This is a genomic window from Vagococcus entomophilus (genome assembly GCF_003987595.1).
In the GTDB taxonomy this organism is placed as follows: Bacteria; Bacillota; Bacilli; order Lactobacillales; family Vagococcaceae; genus Vagococcus_E; species Vagococcus_E entomophilus.
Genome location: NZ_NGJZ01000001.1, coordinates 885277 through 902889 on the forward strand (window position 1 = coordinate 885277; position 17613 = coordinate 902889).

Annotated in this window: 32 protein-coding genes and 1 tRNA gene; all 33 read right to left on the minus strand. The window is 36.9% G+C overall.

The genetic code is table 11. The features are described 5' to 3' along the window. Positions 1 to 54: 54 nt before the first annotated feature. Entirely contained in the window at positions 55 to 525 is a 471-nt protein-coding gene (locus CBF30_RS04095) for an Ig-like domain-containing protein (protein ID WP_126823021.1), read from the minus strand. 78 nt (positions 526 to 603) lie between these two features. Beyond that, on the minus strand, positions 604 to 1185 hold the full coding sequence (locus CBF30_RS04100; protein ID WP_126823023.1) for a major tail protein: 582 nt from the start codon (positions 1183 to 1185) through the stop codon (positions 604 to 606). A gap of 43 nt (positions 1186 to 1228) precedes the next feature. Beyond that, positions 1229 to 1636, minus strand: coding sequence for a hypothetical protein (locus tag CBF30_RS04105; RefSeq protein ID WP_126823025.1), 408 nt, complete (start codon positions 1634 to 1636; stop codon positions 1229 to 1231). Beyond that, on the minus strand, positions 1633 to 2043 hold the full coding sequence (locus tag CBF30_RS04110; RefSeq protein ID WP_126823027.1) for a hypothetical protein: 411 nt from the start codon (positions 2041 to 2043) through the stop codon (positions 1633 to 1635). Before CBF30_RS04110 ends, CBF30_RS04105 begins: the two co-directional genes overlap by 4 nt. Further along, a complete protein-coding gene (locus CBF30_RS04115; RefSeq protein WP_126823029.1) occupies positions 2036 to 2416 on the minus strand; it encodes a phage head-tail adapter protein in 381 nt (126 codons plus the stop codon). Before CBF30_RS04115 ends, CBF30_RS04110 begins: the two co-directional genes overlap by 8 nt. Further along, entirely contained in the window at positions 2403 to 2678 is a 276-nt protein-coding gene (locus tag CBF30_RS04120; protein ID WP_126823031.1) for a head-tail connector protein, read from the minus strand. The genes CBF30_RS04115 and CBF30_RS04120 overlap by 14 nt, the downstream gene beginning before the upstream one ends. A gap of 77 nt (positions 2679 to 2755) precedes the next feature. Next, positions 2756 to 3874: a phage major capsid protein gene (locus CBF30_RS04125; protein ID WP_126823033.1), complete on the minus strand. Its 1119-nt coding sequence runs from the start codon at positions 3872 to 3874 to the stop codon at positions 2756 to 2758. Positions 3875 to 3899: 25 nt separating this feature from the next. Beyond that, positions 3900 to 4625 carry a head maturation protease, ClpP-related gene (locus tag CBF30_RS04130; protein ID WP_126823035.1) on the minus strand — a complete coding sequence of 242 codons (726 nt, stop codon included), beginning with the start codon at positions 4623 to 4625 and terminating at the stop codon, positions 3900 to 3902. Continuing rightward, complete coding sequence (locus CBF30_RS04135) at positions 4622 to 5758, minus strand: phage portal protein (protein WP_126823037.1); 1137 nt, start codon at positions 5756 to 5758, stop codon at positions 4622 to 4624. The genes CBF30_RS04130 and CBF30_RS04135 overlap by 4 nt, the downstream gene beginning before the upstream one ends. Positions 5759 to 5779: 21 nt before the next feature. Then, the gene (locus CBF30_RS04140; RefSeq protein ID WP_126823039.1) at positions 5780 to 7426 is read right to left on the minus strand and encodes a terminase TerL endonuclease subunit; all 1647 of its coding nucleotides are present in this window, start codon (positions 7424 to 7426) and stop codon (positions 5780 to 5782) included. After that, entirely contained in the window at positions 7423 to 7725 is a 303-nt protein-coding gene (locus tag CBF30_RS04145) for a P27 family phage terminase small subunit (RefSeq protein ID WP_126823041.1), read from the minus strand. The genes CBF30_RS04140 and CBF30_RS04145 overlap by 4 nt, the downstream gene beginning before the upstream one ends. Before the next feature lie 124 nt (positions 7726 to 7849). Continuing rightward, the gene (locus CBF30_RS04150; RefSeq protein ID WP_126823043.1) at positions 7850 to 8071 is read right to left on the minus strand and encodes a hypothetical protein; all 222 of its coding nucleotides are present in this window, start codon (positions 8069 to 8071) and stop codon (positions 7850 to 7852) included. A 2-nt stretch (positions 8072 to 8073) separates the two neighbouring features. After that, positions 8074 to 8388: an HNH endonuclease gene (locus tag CBF30_RS04155; protein ID WP_126823045.1), complete on the minus strand. Its 315-nt coding sequence runs from the start codon at positions 8386 to 8388 to the stop codon at positions 8074 to 8076. Between the two features lie 176 nt (positions 8389 to 8564). Continuing rightward, positions 8565 to 8783 (minus strand): hypothetical protein, encoded by a 219-nt coding sequence (locus CBF30_RS04160; protein WP_126823047.1) that lies wholly within the window; start codon positions 8781 to 8783, stop codon positions 8565 to 8567. A gap of 94 nt (positions 8784 to 8877) precedes the next feature. Then, positions 8878 to 8948 (minus strand) — tRNA-Asn (locus CBF30_RS04165). A 217-nt stretch (positions 8949 to 9165) separates the two neighbouring features. Next, positions 9166 to 9579 carry a hypothetical protein gene (locus tag CBF30_RS04170; RefSeq protein ID WP_170168930.1) on the minus strand — a complete coding sequence of 138 codons (414 nt, stop codon included), beginning with the start codon at positions 9577 to 9579 and terminating at the stop codon, positions 9166 to 9168. A gap of 13 nt (positions 9580 to 9592) precedes the next feature. After that, a complete protein-coding gene (gene dut / locus CBF30_RS04175) occupies positions 9593 to 10012 on the minus strand; it encodes a dUTP diphosphatase (protein WP_126823051.1) in 420 nt (139 codons plus the stop codon). A 25-nt stretch (positions 10013 to 10037) separates the two neighbouring features. After that, positions 10038 to 10292 carry a hypothetical protein gene (locus tag CBF30_RS04180; RefSeq protein ID WP_126823053.1) on the minus strand — a complete coding sequence of 85 codons (255 nt, stop codon included), beginning with the start codon at positions 10290 to 10292 and terminating at the stop codon, positions 10038 to 10040. 15 nt (positions 10293 to 10307) lie between these two features. Then, positions 10308 to 10496, minus strand: a complete 189-nt coding sequence (locus CBF30_RS04185) for an SAM--benzoic acid carboxyl methyltransferase (protein ID WP_148112255.1) — start codon at positions 10494 to 10496, stop codon at positions 10308 to 10310. A 73-nt stretch (positions 10497 to 10569) separates the two neighbouring features. Beyond that, positions 10570 to 10776, minus strand: coding sequence for a hypothetical protein (locus CBF30_RS04190; RefSeq protein WP_126823057.1), 207 nt, complete (start codon positions 10774 to 10776; stop codon positions 10570 to 10572). A gap of 210 nt (positions 10777 to 10986) precedes the next feature. Beyond that, positions 10987 to 11208 carry a hypothetical protein gene (locus CBF30_RS04195; RefSeq protein ID WP_126823059.1) on the minus strand — a complete coding sequence of 74 codons (222 nt, stop codon included), beginning with the start codon at positions 11206 to 11208 and terminating at the stop codon, positions 10987 to 10989. After that, positions 11205 to 11714 carry a DUF1642 domain-containing protein gene (locus tag CBF30_RS04200; protein WP_170168931.1) on the minus strand — a complete coding sequence of 170 codons (510 nt, stop codon included), beginning with the start codon at positions 11712 to 11714 and terminating at the stop codon, positions 11205 to 11207. The genes CBF30_RS04195 and CBF30_RS04200 overlap by 4 nt, the downstream gene beginning before the upstream one ends. Beyond that, complete coding sequence (locus CBF30_RS04205; protein WP_126823063.1) at positions 11711 to 11932, minus strand: hypothetical protein; 222 nt, start codon at positions 11930 to 11932, stop codon at positions 11711 to 11713. Before CBF30_RS04205 ends, CBF30_RS04200 begins: the two co-directional genes overlap by 4 nt. A 6-nt stretch (positions 11933 to 11938) precedes the next feature. Further along, the gene (locus CBF30_RS04210; protein ID WP_126823065.1) at positions 11939 to 12442 is read right to left on the minus strand and encodes a hypothetical protein; all 504 of its coding nucleotides are present in this window, start codon (positions 12440 to 12442) and stop codon (positions 11939 to 11941) included. Positions 12443 to 12444: 2 nt separating this feature from the next. Further along, positions 12445 to 12657: a hypothetical protein gene (locus tag CBF30_RS04215; RefSeq protein WP_126823067.1), complete on the minus strand. Its 213-nt coding sequence runs from the start codon at positions 12655 to 12657 to the stop codon at positions 12445 to 12447. Next, the gene (locus CBF30_RS04220; protein WP_245975000.1) at positions 12657 to 13487 is read right to left on the minus strand and encodes a putative HNHc nuclease; all 831 of its coding nucleotides are present in this window, start codon (positions 13485 to 13487) and stop codon (positions 12657 to 12659) included. The genes CBF30_RS04215 and CBF30_RS04220 overlap by 1 nt, the downstream gene beginning before the upstream one ends. An 11-nt stretch (positions 13488 to 13498) precedes the next feature. Next, complete coding sequence (locus tag CBF30_RS04225; protein WP_126823071.1) at positions 13499 to 13852, minus strand: hypothetical protein; 354 nt, start codon at positions 13850 to 13852, stop codon at positions 13499 to 13501. Next, positions 13849 to 14103 carry a hypothetical protein gene (locus tag CBF30_RS11875; RefSeq protein ID WP_211340468.1) on the minus strand — a complete coding sequence of 85 codons (255 nt, stop codon included), beginning with the start codon at positions 14101 to 14103 and terminating at the stop codon, positions 13849 to 13851. The genes CBF30_RS04225 and CBF30_RS11875 overlap by 4 nt, the downstream gene beginning before the upstream one ends. Then, positions 14100 to 14348, minus strand: coding sequence for a hypothetical protein (locus tag CBF30_RS04235; RefSeq protein WP_126823073.1), 249 nt, complete (start codon positions 14346 to 14348; stop codon positions 14100 to 14102). The genes CBF30_RS11875 and CBF30_RS04235 overlap by 4 nt, the downstream gene beginning before the upstream one ends. A 19-nt stretch (positions 14349 to 14367) precedes the next feature. Continuing rightward, the gene (locus tag CBF30_RS04240) at positions 14368 to 15396 is read right to left on the minus strand and encodes a DNA cytosine methyltransferase (RefSeq protein ID WP_126823075.1); all 1029 of its coding nucleotides are present in this window, start codon (positions 15394 to 15396) and stop codon (positions 14368 to 14370) included. 203 nt (positions 15397 to 15599) lie between these two features. Continuing rightward, on the minus strand, positions 15600 to 16196 hold the full coding sequence (locus tag CBF30_RS04245) for a hypothetical protein (protein WP_126823077.1): 597 nt from the start codon (positions 16194 to 16196) through the stop codon (positions 15600 to 15602). Continuing rightward, positions 16193 to 16627: a RusA family crossover junction endodeoxyribonuclease gene (locus CBF30_RS04250; protein WP_126823079.1), complete on the minus strand. Its 435-nt coding sequence runs from the start codon at positions 16625 to 16627 to the stop codon at positions 16193 to 16195. The genes CBF30_RS04245 and CBF30_RS04250 overlap by 4 nt, the downstream gene beginning before the upstream one ends. An 81-nt stretch (positions 16628 to 16708) precedes the next feature. Next, entirely contained in the window at positions 16709 to 17608 is a 900-nt protein-coding gene (locus CBF30_RS04255; protein WP_126823081.1) for a conserved phage C-terminal domain-containing protein, read from the minus strand. Positions 17609 to 17613 lie beyond the last annotated feature (5 nt).

Genomic DNA, 17613 nt, shown 5'->3' on the forward strand with positions numbered 1-17613 from the left:
CTCCTATTTTTTTTAAATAAAAAAGGCTAGTCTTTCGACTAACCTCATATTGTTTTATCCAGCAGCAGGTTCCGTTACGGTTACCGTACATTTAGCTGTCTTTTTACCATCAGCAGTTGTTACAGTAACATCCGCTGTGCCAGCTTTAACAGCCAATGCTACACCCTTACTATCTATGCTTACGATAGTTTCATCTGAACTAGTAAAAGTAACTGCTTTATTAGTAGCGTTATCTGGAGAAACAGTAGCTTTTACCGTTCCTGTTTTCCCAACTTCTAATGCTAAAGTAGTTTGATCTAACGTTACGCCTGTTACATCAATTGAATTAGATTTAAAAGCGGGAATATCCACTTTTTTCGATTCTTGTTCTTTTCCGTCAACAGTTGCTACACCTGCTACTTTGTACATTCCAGCCGCAACATCTTTATTTGCTCCCACGCCTTTAATAGTTAATGGAGAAACGCCTTCTGCTGCAACCTCTGTTCCTTTATAAATGCGAAATTTTTCTGGTTTAATATCCGCCAAATTTATTCATCCTTTCTTATGATAAATCGATGGTAGCCCCATCGGTTGTAGGAGTTACCGTTCCAACAACGGGGCTAATTACTCCCCCGCTGTAGGGAATGCTAAAGCTTTGAGCGCTGCTATAGTTTTTTCTTCTTTACCGACATATTTACCCATTACTTGACCGTTTGAATCTCCATCAGCATCGCTTGTAACTGCTGTAAATGTGTATGTTTCTGCCTCTGGTTCAAAAGCTTCGTTATTAGTAGTGTTTAATGTTGATCCATCTTGACTGAATTTACCTTTAAAGAACGCCATCATTGCTGTGTCTCCACTTAAATCTTCTGATTCAAGTAAAACAACGCAATAAGGAGGTTCGGTATTTTCACCCACAAACGAGATTCCATTTTTAACTTCATAGCCTAGAATTGTGTCGTTTGCATTTTCTGGTAAATCTAACAAGCCAAAGTCAATTGACACATCCCCCGTGCCTTTTTGCGATACATAGTAAGCAATATTTGATCCGTAGACTTTCGTTGCTTCTTTCGCTAATCCGCTAATTTCTGCCGATACTGTAGCCCCTTCGTCCTGTTTTCCTTCGACAACGATTTGCTTGCCAAGTTTCCCTGTTTCTTTGTCAAAAACTCCAATTGTCATTCGTTTAAATCCAACTAATGTCATATATATTTCCTCCTAATTTTTGATATAAAAAAAGACACGAAAGTCAATACTCCGTGTCATAAATAGTTGTATTTCCTGTGTATCTTCTTGCATCTACATATCGTTTCGTGTCTGAGAAATATTCGTCTAGTCCACCATCTGATTGTGCAAATCCCATTTTTTTCATTTCTTTTTTGATTTCTGATTGGATTTGTTTAATAGTCGTGCGATACGTTCCCTCAACATCGATTTGATACCAAAATTGAATTGATAACTCTTTGTCACTACCATGATAGGCATCGTTTTGAGCTTTTAACGGTCTTATCGTAATCATTGGACCTGCCTTATCTCCAGTTGAAGGATATTCATAGAATTTAATACGGTATTCGTCCGATTCAGTAATCTTCGTCGTAGATGATATATACTCATTACGAATCAATGAATCGTAGACCTCACTTAGTTTATCTTTCATAGATTACTGCTCAACTCCTTTTTGACCGCAGCTAGATAGTCCTTTTGGGAATTTTTAAGCGATTTATCAATCACTCCGAACCCTTTAGGTCTTACTTGCTTTCCTTTTCTTGTATACCCCCACTCGTTTAAATGGATAAGCCGGTATCTACCTTTGGGACCATTCCAACCAATTTTTGCAATTGTTTCGTAGTTCTTGTAACTAGCGTTTGATCTTACTACCTCTTCAATCGAAGCACCAGTATCCTTAAATACGACCATGTCATGTTTTAATTTACTTTCTACTATTGCCCCAGATGCATTCACTACTTTATTAGATAGATTACGCACTTTTTTATTGCCTAAACGCTTTTCTAAGGCGTTCAACACATCATTGACACCATTTATACTAACTTCATCTTTAGTCATCGTGAACGACCCCTAAAAGTACTGTGATAAACGCGTTATTTTCGAAGTCGTTTCGCACGTCTAAAACATCCCAACGAACATTCTTATATCTGTAATCATCAATTTCCACATAATGCTTGTTCGTGGGAGAATATTCCCCTTTGGTGTCTCGAATGTTAATCGTTACAGCGTTAGTCGTTTCAATTGAATTAAGTATTTCTCTATCTTTCATCGAGGGGTTATAGATTTCAGCGTAGCAAATATGAAGAATCTCTTTTTCTTCCTCTCCTGGTTCTGGTCCGGAGTGAGGTTTGTATCTATAAAAAGAGACGGGAGTTCTAAGACTACCCGTCTGTACTTTAGGAGGTTTGTATTCGAAACTAGGTTTCCCCATCTTCTGAATCCCCCTTTAATTGTGTGATAGACAACCCTAACAATTCGCCAAGGAAGTTATCCTCGAAGAATTCTAATGAATCGTTATAAGCGTATCTAGCACGCTCAAGCACTAGCGTTTTTGCGCGTTCATTGCTCTCATCAAATCCAGTTTTATCTTTTACATAAGCCTGTGATTCATTCAAAATTCGCTGTAGGTTGTCATCTTCCGAATTATGGAAAATGTGCATACGCTTTTTTAAATCCGCTAAAAGGTCAACCATTGGAAACTCCCCTTTCTACGCAAGTTCAATAGTAGCTCCGTCTGTCGTAGGAGTTACTTTTTGGACTTTTGGGGAAATTACTTTCCCGCTGGAGTTAGCTCCAAAGTCCAAATCGCCGCTACTTTGTTGTCTTTCGCTTTACCGTAAACAAATTGTTTGGCGGTAAATAAGTCCATATCTTCAATAGCGAGTGTTTGATCGTATTTTTTAACAGTAACTCCACCACCAACGTACGCATCGTAACGGCCTTGAACGAAAGTTGTAACTTCACCAGAAACTTGTGCGATAGATTCAACGATATCTAGGTTGTAAGGCAACGCAGTAACGTAAATACCTTGAGCATTTAGTGACGTGTATTGCTTTTTAACTTCCCAAGCATCCACAGGGTTTACAACCATCGTAACTAACCCATCAACAGCAACAGTTTTATTTTTTTCGTTTGTAGAGTGAAGTTTGTAGACATCCGTCAATTCGTTAACAGTTGTTTTAGCATCTGCAAAAGTAAGTTTGCCTGAGGCTTCTTTTTTAGGATATTCACCACCAGTGACTGTAACATCCGCTTGTACTTGACGATTCAATCCAATCGGTTGATCTTTACCAGTGCCAGCTAAGAAAGCTGCTTCAAGAGCTACTGCAAAAGCTTCATCAATTTGAGTTCGAACAAAAGTTTCAATCCAAGCTGGTCCAAATTGTTCTAAATCTTTAGGCACTACAACAAAAGCTGTAAGTTTGCTTTGAATTGCTTCTTCTTCGCTGAACGCTGCATCTAATTGCCCTTTGATTTCCCCAAAAATTTTACCCCAAACAGCTACACCACTTGTTTCAGACTTCAAAAATTTCAAACGTAACCCAGCATCACGTAATCCGATACGATTAAGCAATGGATGGTTCGTTGTTAAATCTTCAAAGATACGATCAATGGTTTCTTGAGGAAGTAAAGTTTCTTCTTTATAACCAACTTCTGTGTTGATTTCATTGAAAAATTTACGTGTTCCTGCTGCAAGTTTTTCATCCGCTGGATTAGAAGCTAACAACGAATCGATTTCTCCTCGAGCTTGTTTCTTAGCTTCGTTAACCATTTCATCCATTAAAGCAGAGTATAATTCTCCTTGTTTTTCGGTTGATTCTCCATTTGTAATTGCATCAAGCATTGCTTGACGTTTTTCTTTAAATTCATTTGATAATTTAATTGTCATTTAGTATGACCTCCTATTTTTTGTATTAAAAAAGATACCGTTCAAAAGGCGACTTTTCGCTTTTGGGTATCGTTGATTTAGTATTTAATTTTTCGATTACGCTATTTGCAATTGCATCTACATCAATAAATGCTTTATCTTGTTTTTTAATCGTTGACTGAACCTTATTCATAAGCTTCTCGACTGCATCAGCAGGAATGACGGGTGATAAACTAGCTACAAGTGGCACTGCTTTTTCATTGCTAAACATTACTTCGTCAGCAAAACCTTCTGAAACAGCTTGTTGAGCATTGAACCACGTCTCTTTATCCATTAAGTTCAACAAATCGTCCATAGACTTACCTGTTTTTGCTACATAAGCGTTCGCAATTGATGTATTGTAGTTTTGCAACACATTTGCTTCATGCGATAAGGCTTTGTGATCGCCACCAACAACAGCCGATACATTATGAATCATAATTTGAGCGGTTGGGCTAATTGAAACTTTGCTTCCAGCCATTGCGATAACACTAGCTGCACTAGCTGCAATACCTACGATTTGAATGTTAACCGGTCCACTGTAAGATTTTAGTTTCGTATAAATTTCGCTACCAGCATAAACATCTCCACCACCGGAATTGATTGTCACATCAATCTGTTCGCCATTTTCGGGCAAGGCAATATCTTTAGGTGCTGTGCTATCCATTTCGAACATATCGTATAACCACTTTTGGTCATTCGAAATAATAGTTCCTTTTACGTCAATTTTCATTCTTCCTCACCCCCTTTCAAGTTTGAACTTTCAGTATAGTTCTTGGTGATGACATAAACATCTCCACCCTCGCGAGGTGGCAAACCATATTCTTTTCTAGCTTCATTAATGTTCATGAAGCCACTGGATATAACTTTGTCAATTTTCTCAGAATCTTTGAACGGATCTGGCTTATTGATTCCCACCACTTCAAACTGTTTTCCTTTTTGATATTCAACAGGTTCTAACATTTTTGCGTTCAATTCATCTTCGATTTTTTTGAGTAGAGGGTTGATACAAAATTCAACGTAAGATTGTTTATTACTTTCCAAATCTGCCATTTCTCCGTGAACTAAAGCCGGTGGAATACCTAGAATCTTGGCAACTTCACTGATCATTGCTGATTTAGCGTTTTGAATTTCATCAAAAGATTGCTTACTGTTTCCTGTTTGTATTTCGTTATAGGAGAGTCCTTTCGTCATTGGTACAATTGCAACAGACTTTTTAAACGATTCGAATACTTTATCAATGAATTTTTGCAGTGCTGTTGTCTTTTGCTCATCTGTTCCATTCACTGCAGACACTTCGACCGTTCCTCTTATTTGGTTATTCCTTAGCGAAGCATCCATCATCCGACCAAATAGCTCTCCGTAATCAGCAAAAAGACCTGAAACGTAACGTTCCAAGTCCTCATTGTTATATTCAAGAAAAATAACCTCATTCATCCGAAACTTCCTATTAAACATATAACCTTTAACACTTACACCCTCAAATGTATCCTCATATAGAGCAAGTTCATTTCTAGTGTAGCTATCAGCAATAAGCAAGTCGTCTGTATCGGACATTACAATGAGAACCTCGTTATCAAATAGCAAATTATAGATTACTTTCTGCCAAAATGTTGTAGCAGATTGGTCCGTATTAGGGCGTACATTCAACTTGTAATGCCAGGCACTTCTATCTACAACCCCATCATTCATTAGTCTAAATTCAGACTGACTAATCGTCCTAGCAACAAAGTTGATACAGGTATCAATTGCCATTCTCTTAATATACGGACGGTTCGAGCTATCCTCAAAAAATTCTAACCCCATTAGCGTTTCTAATTCAGAGTTCTTTTTATAAATGTCAAACCAACTCGTGAATTTACTCATTCATCATTTCACCCCCTTTCACTAGAAGTCGATGCTATCCATCATTGATAAGAAACCGTCTAAATTGTTATCTTCTAATTCGTCTATTTTATATAGAGCCATTAAAAATGCCTGGAAACCATCTGTTTTCCTTGTCTTTTCTTCTTTTTTTAAGTAAGTTTTGTTTCCTAAAGCATCTGTTTTAGCTAAGGTATTATTAACATACCAGCGCATCAATGGATTATCTCCGTATATAATTTTATGATTAGCGAAAGAATCTTCAACGATTGGAGCGACTTTTGAATGAACACCTCGAGGGTTTCGAATGAATTCGTATTCAAATCCATATTCTTCAAGCAGAGGTTTAAGTAAATCCATTCGGAAATTATCAGCCACCACTTTCTGTATACCATTCGATTCTCTTTCAACATCCAGCCATTTCACAATATGTAATGGATTAATAGATGGTTCATCTAGTATCGTAAGCAATCCTCTTGACTGCCATTCTTCGATTGGAGCTTTTATCTTAACCATTTGTAGAAATCCTTTCCGAACGAAAGAATGAGTTTTCCATACGTACTTCCCGTCTATTTGGAAAAGTAAACCTACACTAGCGAAATCTCGAATACTCGCATAGTCAAATCCAGCAATTGCCATTCTGTTTTTCAATTCTGGTAACGCTTGATTTGTCGCCATGATATTCTCCCAAGAAGTTACATCTTTCTCGACATCTTCTTCGGGTAAATTCATGCGTTTTGTCATAAAAGCTAGACGACCACCAGGGTTAGTATTCAAAGCTAGAAATTGTTTCTTAACCTTGTTAAACAATCGTTTTGAGCGACCTGTAATAGGCTTCTCAAATGCTGGGTTTGCCTTTTCCCACATATCGTAGTCTTCAACTTCTTCTTTATCATCTAACTTACAAATGAAAGGGAATATTCTATCATCATCTGGGTTGTCACCTTTCATAACATTTCGGCAGCGCTCCATCAGTTGGTCATAAAATCCCTCTCGAACATAGCCATCGGTCCCAATGAAAAACTCACGAGGATTGGCAACTTTACCAAGACCGCCACTGAATACGTCTACGGTAGCTCTATCTTCCATTTCGTGTATCTCATCGTAGATAACACATCCTTCACGGCCACCATCTTTTGTGCTAGCATTTGAAGTTTTAAATTTAAATACGCTCTTAGTAGTCTTTCCAATAATTTGAGCTTTCCAAGGTTCGAAGCTCTTTTGCATTGCTGTTTCACTTTCTATCGTGTCAAAAGCTTCTTTAAAAGACGTCTTGGCTTGTTCTTCTGAATTGGCTACAACTGATACATCATAATGTTTAACTCCGTGTAGAGGGCTTATAAAAAACGTGGCAAGTGTTGTGATAAATCCATTTTTACCACCACCACGCCCCATAGATATAAAAAATTCCTCAAAGAACAATTCATCATCCTCTTTAAAGTACAAAAAAATGAACGGGGTTATGAATTTCTCCCAAGGATCAAGAGAAAAAAACCATCGTTCACTAAATTTTATATAGTTACTAATTCGTTCTTCATCAAAATATAAATCATCTCGACATAGAACATCTCGTTTTAGATACTCAATTAAATCAATTCTATCTTTGTTCAAGATTATTTCTTTTCTTTCCCAACGATTAATGTAATCGTCAATTAAATGATGGCTAATCATACCAGTTCGCTTCCGTCTCCAGGTAAATCTTCTAGGTCCTTAAATATAAACGAACGTTCGATAGATAGTAATTGAGTATTTATTTTAGTTTTTTCAGTGATGGCGGGGTTAGGCTTTAAGAATCTTTGCGAACCATTTTCCGTCATAACCATAGAACCGTTTTCCACAATACTTTCATCTAATTCGTAGTAGATTTCGAGCAAGTTTATATAGCGATTTATCTTCTCTAATTCTTTTTGAGAAGTCGTATCAACCCTTTCATGTAGCTCTTTATCAAGTTTCTTTAAGTTATATTTCATACCTACCCCCCCTTCACGTATTTTTTAGGTTGCATCTGCTTAATCGAGCCCATATACCGGTTTCCCATTCGCTTTCTTCTTGCGAATTATTTTGACCGGGGGGGCTATTTGAAAATTTATTATCTTACTGTAAAAATATTTCTTGCGAATCACATTTGATTGACAATATTTTTTTCACTGGATTGTTTTTATCAATATAAATAAAAGTAATTACATTAGTTCCCAATATATTTGAATTAGTAACGTAATGTCTAGTCATGGAGCAAACTCCCATCGGTACACCCTTTATACTTAGCTTAGGAACTTTACCGTTAATGTCATACTCAATATCGCTTAGCTCTACCATGATTACCACCTCTCATCATCTGCCCACTTGCTTCTCTTCTTGCTCGATCTGTAATTGAATCTTTTATGCCTTTTGTTGTGGCACTCTTTGCATAATGTTCTCATGTTGCTTTCTTCTAATGCTAACTCTGGATGATACTCTAACTCCTTTATATGGTCTACTTCTAGTATTGAATGAGCGTTAGTGTTTACCTTTCCTTCTGCCTTGCACCATTGACATTCATAGTTATCTCTCTCTAATATCTTCTGCCTTAGTACCTTCCATTCGCTCGAGTTATAAAACGCTGCTCTATCTTCTTTTGTTTCTACATTAAGCATTGCTCTCTGCCTCGTATGACCCAATGACTATCACTACTGCCCATGTGATTATCCATGCCCAAAAATTGTATGGTATCTCAACATCTAACCAGTTCATAAAAGGTAGATTGAATACATCGAATATCCATGTTGTAGTTAATATCGTTAGAAATGTTTTATTCATTTGAATTACCACCTTACTTATATCTATCTGTATACCTTTTGATAGCGAGCAACACATGTTCCGAGTCTCTATTCCCATGTCCACAATAGACTAGATCCATGACGTCGCACTCATGCTCGTTAGCTTCTCTCGTGAACTCTAAGATAGAATAGTCTTTATATAATGTTGACTGTTTAATTGCTTCATGTTGTGTCACAACGTCTTTGCTTAACGAGATATAGAAATAGTTCATGTGCTTGCCCTCTTTTTTGCTTAAAATAAAAAGCACACTCACGAATGAATGTACTTAGTGTAGAAACATATTTTTTGAGTGCGTTAACACTCTAACAACATAGCAAGACTCGAACTTGCAATACTTGATTAACAGTCAAGCGTGATACCGTTTCACCATATGTCAAGATAGCTACGCTCGTCCCTTAGCGTAACTAACTACAAGAAATGAATATTTTTTAAGGTGTTTCCACACCCAACAGCTAGTAGCAGAATCGAACTGCTATAAACACCAGGCTAGCTACTATAAAGGAGTGTTCAGAATGAAGTTCGTAATATATAAAATACTACTCTATCATTTTATTACGGAATCCGTGGCACAACTACACTGTTTTGTGCCATTTTTATCTATATTCCCCTATTTTTCTACCAAACTCCAATAAAACTCTTTGTCTAATCCTATAAATAGTACGTGTAGAATAATGATGTTTCACTCCAAAGCTTCTCCAATCCATCCAACTGTCTTCACCAAAATATTTCAATTGAATCAACTTTGAAACTTCTGAATTCTGTTCTTCTAATGTATCCTCAACTGCTCGTTTCCAGAGTCTTCTATTTAAAATGTAAGGATCAGACTGTTCTTTTATCACTTTAGACTCGACAGGATTGCCTACGATGTTTGACTTCCCTCCGCCAACGTTCTCATCTATTTCCCGTTCTGCTAACTCTAACTTACGAATAGCAATTTCTCTGTTATAATTGTGATAGTTTGCAAATTTACGATCTAACTCATCAATCAATTTATCATTTCTACTCAATTGACATCCCCCTTTACAATCCAGTACTACCAAATCCGCCATTACCACGCTTTGTATCTTCTAATTTTTTAACTTCAACAAGGTCAACTGGTGGCAGTGGTTGAATAATTAACTGTGCAATCTTGTCGCCTTTTTTTATTTCATAACTTTGATTACTCTTGACATCACATATAACTTTAACTTCACCGCGATAGTCGGCATCTATAGTACCTTCTAAAACTCGAAGAGGTGTTTTTAATGTAAGACCGCTTCTAGCTTTCAATCTTGCATAATAACCTTGTTCAATTGCTATAGACAAGCCTGTACTGACTGCTACAGTTTTATTTTTGATTGTGACATCCTCATCGGAAAACATATCAAATCCCGCGTCAGTTAAATGTGCCTTGACAGGTAATTTAGCTGTATCTGTTAATCGTTTTACTTGTAATTGCATGTTTATCGCTCCTTTTTGCTCGTCTCTATTTATCAATTTTTCTCAATGCATTTATGTCGCTTATTTTGTGAAATTTGCCTTCATCGTCTAAAATGAGAAAAATATACTTTTGTATTTCTGGGTCTAAATCAGCTTGGACTAAAGTGCCTAACACACCATCGCTGTCATACTCTACTTCTTCTCTCCACCACATTTTCATGGGGTAATCTGTGTCTCCCCATTTATCACTATTTTCTAATTTCGCAGTACTCCTAAAAAATTCAACTCTTATGTTTAACATTCTTATCGCTCCTTTTCATTTAAACAACTCAGGGTTAGTCTTTTTGTAAAAATCTACTTCCCGTTCACATTCTTCTTCAAATGCTTTGCCATATTCCTTTTGCGTGTACTGCTTGCCACATTCGTCGCAGCGCAAATTTTCATCTAATTCACCGTCACCACAGGCTAGACACATTAGGCAATCATAATCATCTCGCATACTCATTTCTTCCTCTCGTTAATCATCCACCACTTCGCCACGATCACTACTGTAAGCAATAGTATTGTTATCCAGTCAGTCATTTGTTTAACTCGCCCCCTCTTAAATCACTTATCAACACGTGCTTTTTATTTGAAAATATTGTGATCTTTTCAATATCGCAGCTACCTATTTTTTCAGCTACACCTTTTGCTTGTTTCTCATTCTCAAACAAGATGATTTTATTATCATATCTGAAATAATCTGTAACACCGATGACAGAAAAGTACTCTTTTTGACTAGTCATTTGTTTAACTCCCTTCCGCATATTGGGCAATAGTTAACTACAAAGCTTGTATATGGGTATTCTAAGTCATTAACCCTGTAGCTTGTTAATTGATACTGGTTTTCAACTTTTTCAAGGAAAGACCAACCCCCACAATGCCTGTAAAAAGGTTGTTTTGCAATACCAGTAGTGTCATCAAATGAACAGTATTCACACATTATTATTCCTCCTCTAACCAATTTCCACGTCTGCTAGCTCTATCTCTTTTCCACAGTTCTCACAGGTTACTTTTTCTTTGCAATTGCCAATCTCTAAGCGGAACTTGAATTGGAACTCAAACTCATAATCTCTAGCAACTTTGTCGTAGTCTAAAGTGTTCTCACATAAACAGTAAGGACAGTCAAACTCTATCCATTTTGGTACCTTTACAAGAGTGTAATCAGCTTTTTTCATTCTGCTTCCTCCACTTTCTCTGCAAACTGTTTAATTTCTGATAAGTATCTTTCAAGTTCTTCTTCTGTAAATCTCTCTGCATTTTGATGCCCAAAGACAAACTTTGCTCTTTTATTTTTATCTAGTGTATAAAAAGTACCTTGCACATAAGGTATTTTTACCACATACAACTGCTCTTTCTCTTCTTCGTAGTTACCTGTCAACCAAGCCTGCGCTACTTTTCCCTCATTGTCTGCACTGGCATATAACCACTTTCTTTTTTTGTTTGACAACCCTTTAGATTGCAACGCATCTAAGCAGTAAGACAACGAGAACCTATCTTTCTTAGTCTGCTCTATAATTTCAATTACAAATTTAGGTAACTTAACAGGTTTGGGCAACTCTTTTTCTGCTAGTCTCTTTAAACAGTGTAGTAAGCCAACAACTTCGTCTGCGCTCCAATCTGAACACGTGCCTTCCTTTACTGACTTAGTACAATCGTCAATTTCTTTAATCAGTTTGCTCATTCTGCTTCCTCCTTGAAAATCACTGGGCATTCTCTATTTAATTCAGACATTATGTATGCCATTCCCTTCACCGAAGTGTCATATTCACGCGCTAACATTGCAATGAACGTGCTTGCTATCACCATTTTGTCAGTACTAGCTAAATTACCCTCAATTTTTATTAACTTTCCTTCTTCTGTGTTTACTACTTTCACCACACCTTTAATTTCTTCACTCATTCTGCTTCACTCCCTTTTCATGGACTCTAAAATAGTTACTTTGTTACTTTTCCTTGCACTTATCATGTTCCAAAGAAGCTCGCTTGATGATTTTGTTCTTCTTGACCAGTTACCAAAAGAATTAGAAAGGTCGAATGCTACAATCAAAGCGTTTCTCGTTTTGTTTGGAACGATAACTTTAACTCCGTCTATCAGCATTCCTTTTTCATGCAATTCGTTTGCTAATTCACGCTCACACACGAGATAATTTTCGTCTCCTAAAAACGTTTTTCCGTGACCGCTGTTAAAATCTGCTAGACAAGATTTTACTTCATAAAAGCTAAAAACACCTTTTTCGATTGAAGCAGGACACATGCCATTTTGCAAAATATTAAAAGGTTTGAACCCTACAAAGTCCACTCTAGCTTTTCCAAAATCCAACTCAACTTCTTCTGCCCAAAAATTAGAGGTGTTATTTAACTTTTTTCTAACTAGATCATTAAGATTATTCGTTACACTACTTCTATTCATTTTTATACCTCATTAATATCTGTACTCTTTTTTTGTCTAAAAACATAAGGGCTATTCTTGTTAATATTTAAGTATAAAATATGTCCTTTTTCTAGTTTACGCTTAACTTTTATATATGTACTACGAGTCACCCTCATGCTTGTACCACTAGCAAATAATATAAAATATTGACCATTTGTAGAAAAAACTTTAGTAACTACTTCACGTTCATTCACTACTCTGCACTTCCCTTTAACGCTTTATCTAACCGTTCAACATTTTCAAGCAATGCTTTACGCTCTTCTGCTACTGTTTCTTCTAAGTCTTTAAGTACACGCTGTCTTATATTGCGTGCGCGTGATTCTAACTTCAATGCTGATTCGTACGAGGATTGTTTGTCCTTCATCGCTTTCGTGCAAAATTTTTGACTTCCCCAAATATTTTCATACTCGTCACATTTTGACGTAAACAAATTTTCTAATTTCATAGCTTTCTTCTCCTTTTTTGGTGCTTTGTATTCTATGATTTCAAAACCGTCTGATTTATAGTAGTTTAGATCAGAATGCTGTAGCAATTTAGTCTCCACTACCCTAACGCATGTTTCTCCCATGTATTCTCCCCAAAGTTCTAAGCGTTCCCTTGGTCTCTTTAAACTCCACCACCATGCATACACTCCTTTTTCCTCCAATTTTTCCATTAGAGCGTTAAAGTCCTCCTGTGTAGATGTGTGGTACACAGTTTCTTTCTGATGATGTTTTCGACACAAACTCATAAAGTGATGTTTCGTGTGATCTATTTGTTTTCTGTTACGCCCTGACCCAACGGTCTCAATTGGCGCTTTGTATTCTGTTATTTCGTAACCAAGTCCTTTAAATGTATCGTAGCCACCACAGAATATACCTCTATTTTTCTCAAGCTTAACGCAAGTATCTTCTTTACTCATCCACCAAAAATCTAATTGTGTTGCAGGTTTATTACTACCCCACCATAGACACCCTTTTTCTTCTAGTTCGTTCATCAATGCATCACAGTCCTCTTGTGTTTTCACATGATATACTTTATTCATTTCTGTTCCTCCTAGCATTCCATTTTGTCGATTGACTCTTGTATAGTTGCACATGGGAAACAGTTGTACCCATTTTCATCATGTTTTATTGTTGTGTAGTGAGGAACAAGCGCATCTCCATCATCTTGAATGCTAAAATAGTCAATTCCACGTTCTGATACTGCTAATTCAACGTAGTACACACCTTTAATAGGTATTTCATCAAGTCTATAAACATCTGGGTTAAACCCTTGCTCTTTCATCATGACAACAATTTTCCCAATATCTTCCTTCTCTTTTGATTCAGGAAATTTAGCAAAGCTTTCTTTATCTAACAATTTCCCTTCAAACTTGTGTATATGCTGTAAATACTCTTCTCTTGTCATTTCTGTTCCTCCTTCTTAGGGTCTCTGTATTCTATGATTTCAAAACCTCTTGATTGATAGTAGTTGCTATCACAAAAAGTCAAAGATTTATTGTTATCTACCTGAATACACATTTCCTTCGACAGGAATTTCCAAAAGTCTAGGCGTTGTGTTGGCTTATTTCCACCAAACCACACATACCCTTTCTCTTCTAGTTCTTTCATCAGGGCATTAAAATCTTCTTGTGTTTCTGTATGGTATATTTTACTCATCTCTGTTCCTCCTGTTTCGGTGCTTTGTATTTTGTGATTTTATAACCTCTTCCTGTAAACCAATTAGCAGAGCCATAATATACGGGACCGTATATACCGAAACCAACACAAGTGTCTTCTTTTTCATCTTCCCATACAGATAACCTTTCCGTTGGTTTCTCTCCACCAACCCACTTATATCCCTTTCTCTCAAGTTCTCCCATTAGCGCATTATAATCTTCTTGCGTTTCAGTACGGTATATCATTTCTGTTCCTCCTCTAAATTTATTTCAACCTTTTCGCAATTTCTGTAATTACATTTTTTGTTACGCTATTTCCTGCCTGCTTGTATAGCTGACTGTCGGAATTTACTTCTTTTGCTCGATCAAATGCCTGGTCTGGGAATCCTTGCAACCTCCAGCATTCACGAGGTGTAAGCTTGCGAATTTGAAAGTTATCAGTCACGACTCCTTGTTCTTCACCAGTCAATAGAGTATTTGCACACCCTTTTCCTACACGTCCACGTCTTGTCTTTGAATTTGGATGACTAGTATTCACGCTGTCGCCTGGATAAGCTTCCGCATATCCTTTCTTTGTTGCTTCTTTTATTAGTATTTTGAGTTCTTGACCTCCTCCTTGCATCGTAGACAAGGTTGGTGATAGGCCTTCTGTCTTATAAACTCTTGAGTTTTGATCGTGACTTCCAGGAAGATTTCCAGCTATCATAATTCCAATTATTTTTATTTTTGATTGCTCTTTATCAAAGCATCCACTTTCTCTTTCGAAAGGAAATACTTGCTCGGTACGTTCTCCTCTAAGATGTCCGATAACGAACACTCGCTCTCTGCTTTGCGGAACGTAGTCTTTAGAGTTATGCACTTCCCATTCCGCATCATACCCAATTTCATCCAAGGCTCTGAGGATTGTCTCGAACGTAGCCCCTCCCTCGTGATTGAGGAGTCCTTTGACGTTTTCAAGGAATAAATAGCGTGGTCTGAGAATAGATGCGAACCTTGCAATTTCAAAGAAAAGAGTTCCTCTAGTATCCTCGAAACCTCGTCGCTTTCCAGCAATTGAGAAAGCTTGACACGGAAATCCTCCACAGATAACGTCGATATCTCCGATTCCTCGAATAAACTCATCTGTAACTTTTGTGATGTCATGCATTTCCACCTCGTTTTCTGTATTATGTATCGCTTTATAGCTCGCTCTTGCAAACTTATCTATTTCGCAAAAGCCTACGCATTCATGCCCGGCAGTTTCCATCCCTAGTCGGAATCCGCCAATGCCTGCGAATAAATCTAAAAATTTCATGCAATCACTCATCTACCTTCCTGATCATTTCTTCAACGTAATCACTCTCGCCTTTTGAAAGTCTGTTCGTACTCTGACAATACTTAACAATAGACGTAAGCTGTTTATTCTTTTCTTTCAACTTCTCGTTATCTTTTTTAGCGAGTATCAGCTCATGTGTGCGTCGTGCTAGTTTTTGTTTTAACATGTCCTCACCTGCCCACTTATATTAGGTCTTCACTACACGCTAACAACTCGTTGCAATCACTTTCTAAAGATTCGAGCAATTCATTTTTATTTATTTCCTCACCGTTTTCGCTAACGGTATTTTTATACTTATTCCACGCTTCTTGTTTATTAATTTCAAATAACCGGCAATCTTCTAGTTCATTTGATATATCGCTAGAAAAAACTTTTAAAGCTTCTTCTACGTTAGCTGCTTTAATCAAAACGAAAGGATCTTTTTGCATAAAGTAACGTCTTCCATTTTTGTTTTTAATAGCTTTTTTTCCGAAGAAACGATAATAGTCTGTTTCGCAATGAGGCGGAATGTCCAAAAACGCTTTTTTTATTTCTTTTGCTGATAATTCAAAGCAATCTTTTTTTCTGTAATAGCAATCTATCATCAATGGACCATATAGCGACGCTGAATATCCAATAAAATCATTCTTAGTTTGCCTTACAACCACTATCAGTTCGCCTTTTCCTAGTGTTTTGTAATTTCCTGTTTTATGTCTAAAATGAGCTCCTTTTTTCAAAAGAAAAAACTTTAATTCGTTTGAACCGGAAAGCTTGTCAATTAATCTTTGTCTGTTATTCATGTTAGTTCTCCTCTTTCATTTAAAAAATCAATTTCTAACTCAACACGTGGTTTAAAGCTGTATAGCTTTTGAGTGCTAATTGCTGCTATCTGTCCGTCATTTTTGTACAAAATACCCTCTGCTGCATCTGTTATAGCCTTGAAATAATTGTCCAAATCGGGTTTTTTATCACAGTAGACAAGTTCCTGTTCAACCTTGCTACGTTTTGTTTTACTAGAAACTACCGTTTTCGGCGGATAGACATAGAAAACAATGTTCACGTAGATAGGTCCTTTGTCTATTAGCTTTGGCTTGCTGATCATTAATTGTAATTGCACGTTACGCTTATAAGCTTTCATATCACTTTTCTCATAGGTCCTAACGCTTGTACCATGTCTCGAAAATCGAGGTCTCGATTGTGGCTTTGGTAATGTTTTGATAATGTATTTGATAGCTCTATCGTCCTTTCTAAGAGTTTTTTATTTGATTGCATGTATATTTACCTTAAAAAGTGTTTAGCATTCTCCTACGGCTTATTTTTGCATCTTTAGAGACTGTATACGCTCTTTGAAATAATTTTGTTCTTCTTCGCTCATTGGTTTTTCTTCTTTCACTTCGTTCTCGGTCCATTCGGGCAGCGATTCTTTCCTCACAGTAGGCTTCTGATACGACTTCTTGTAGCTAGTTATTATAGGTTGATTAAGATAACTCTCAAACTTTGTTCCAAAAAGCGTTTCTGGTCTAATAAACTTCTGCATTTCAGGATTGTTGCTCCACTCAGTCACTTTTTTATCAATGACTGTGTAAAAGTCTTGTTCGCTGTATCCTTCGCTTATCCTAGCGTTTATCTTTTGTTGAGTTGACTTAGTCTGATATCTGTACTTTGTGCTAGCTTTGTTATTGAGATAGTTGATAATACGTTTTGATAACTCTGCTTTCGATTCTTTTTTGTCATTCTTGCTAGATGAAACTATTTGATTATCAGATAGCATGCAGTCGTGTTCGCTAGAACTCGACATAGTATCTTTATTAACCTTACCTAACCTAACCTTACCTAACCTAACCTGTGGTGACGACCCGTCCACGTCTCGTTGACGTAATGTATACATTCCATTTTTTTCTTCTAATTCCTCTTTTTCACCTAAATACATTGTTTCGTTGTAAGTGTCTTTCCTTATGTAGTTGTGTATTTTCCAATCTTTGATTACTACAACTCCGCTTTCAAAAGGAAAGATGAACTCCTTTGCCATGAGTAATTTCAAATCATCTTCGCTAGATCCTATTTTTCTCCTAATCGTTTTGGCGTTCCCTAAAAAGCCATCGTCGTCCGCTTCCATGTTCAAGTGAAAATATAAACATTGAGCAGACAACGGCATATCTAGAAATAAGTCTGTATCTGTTATTTTTTTACTAAACATTCTTCGTTGTGCCACGCTGT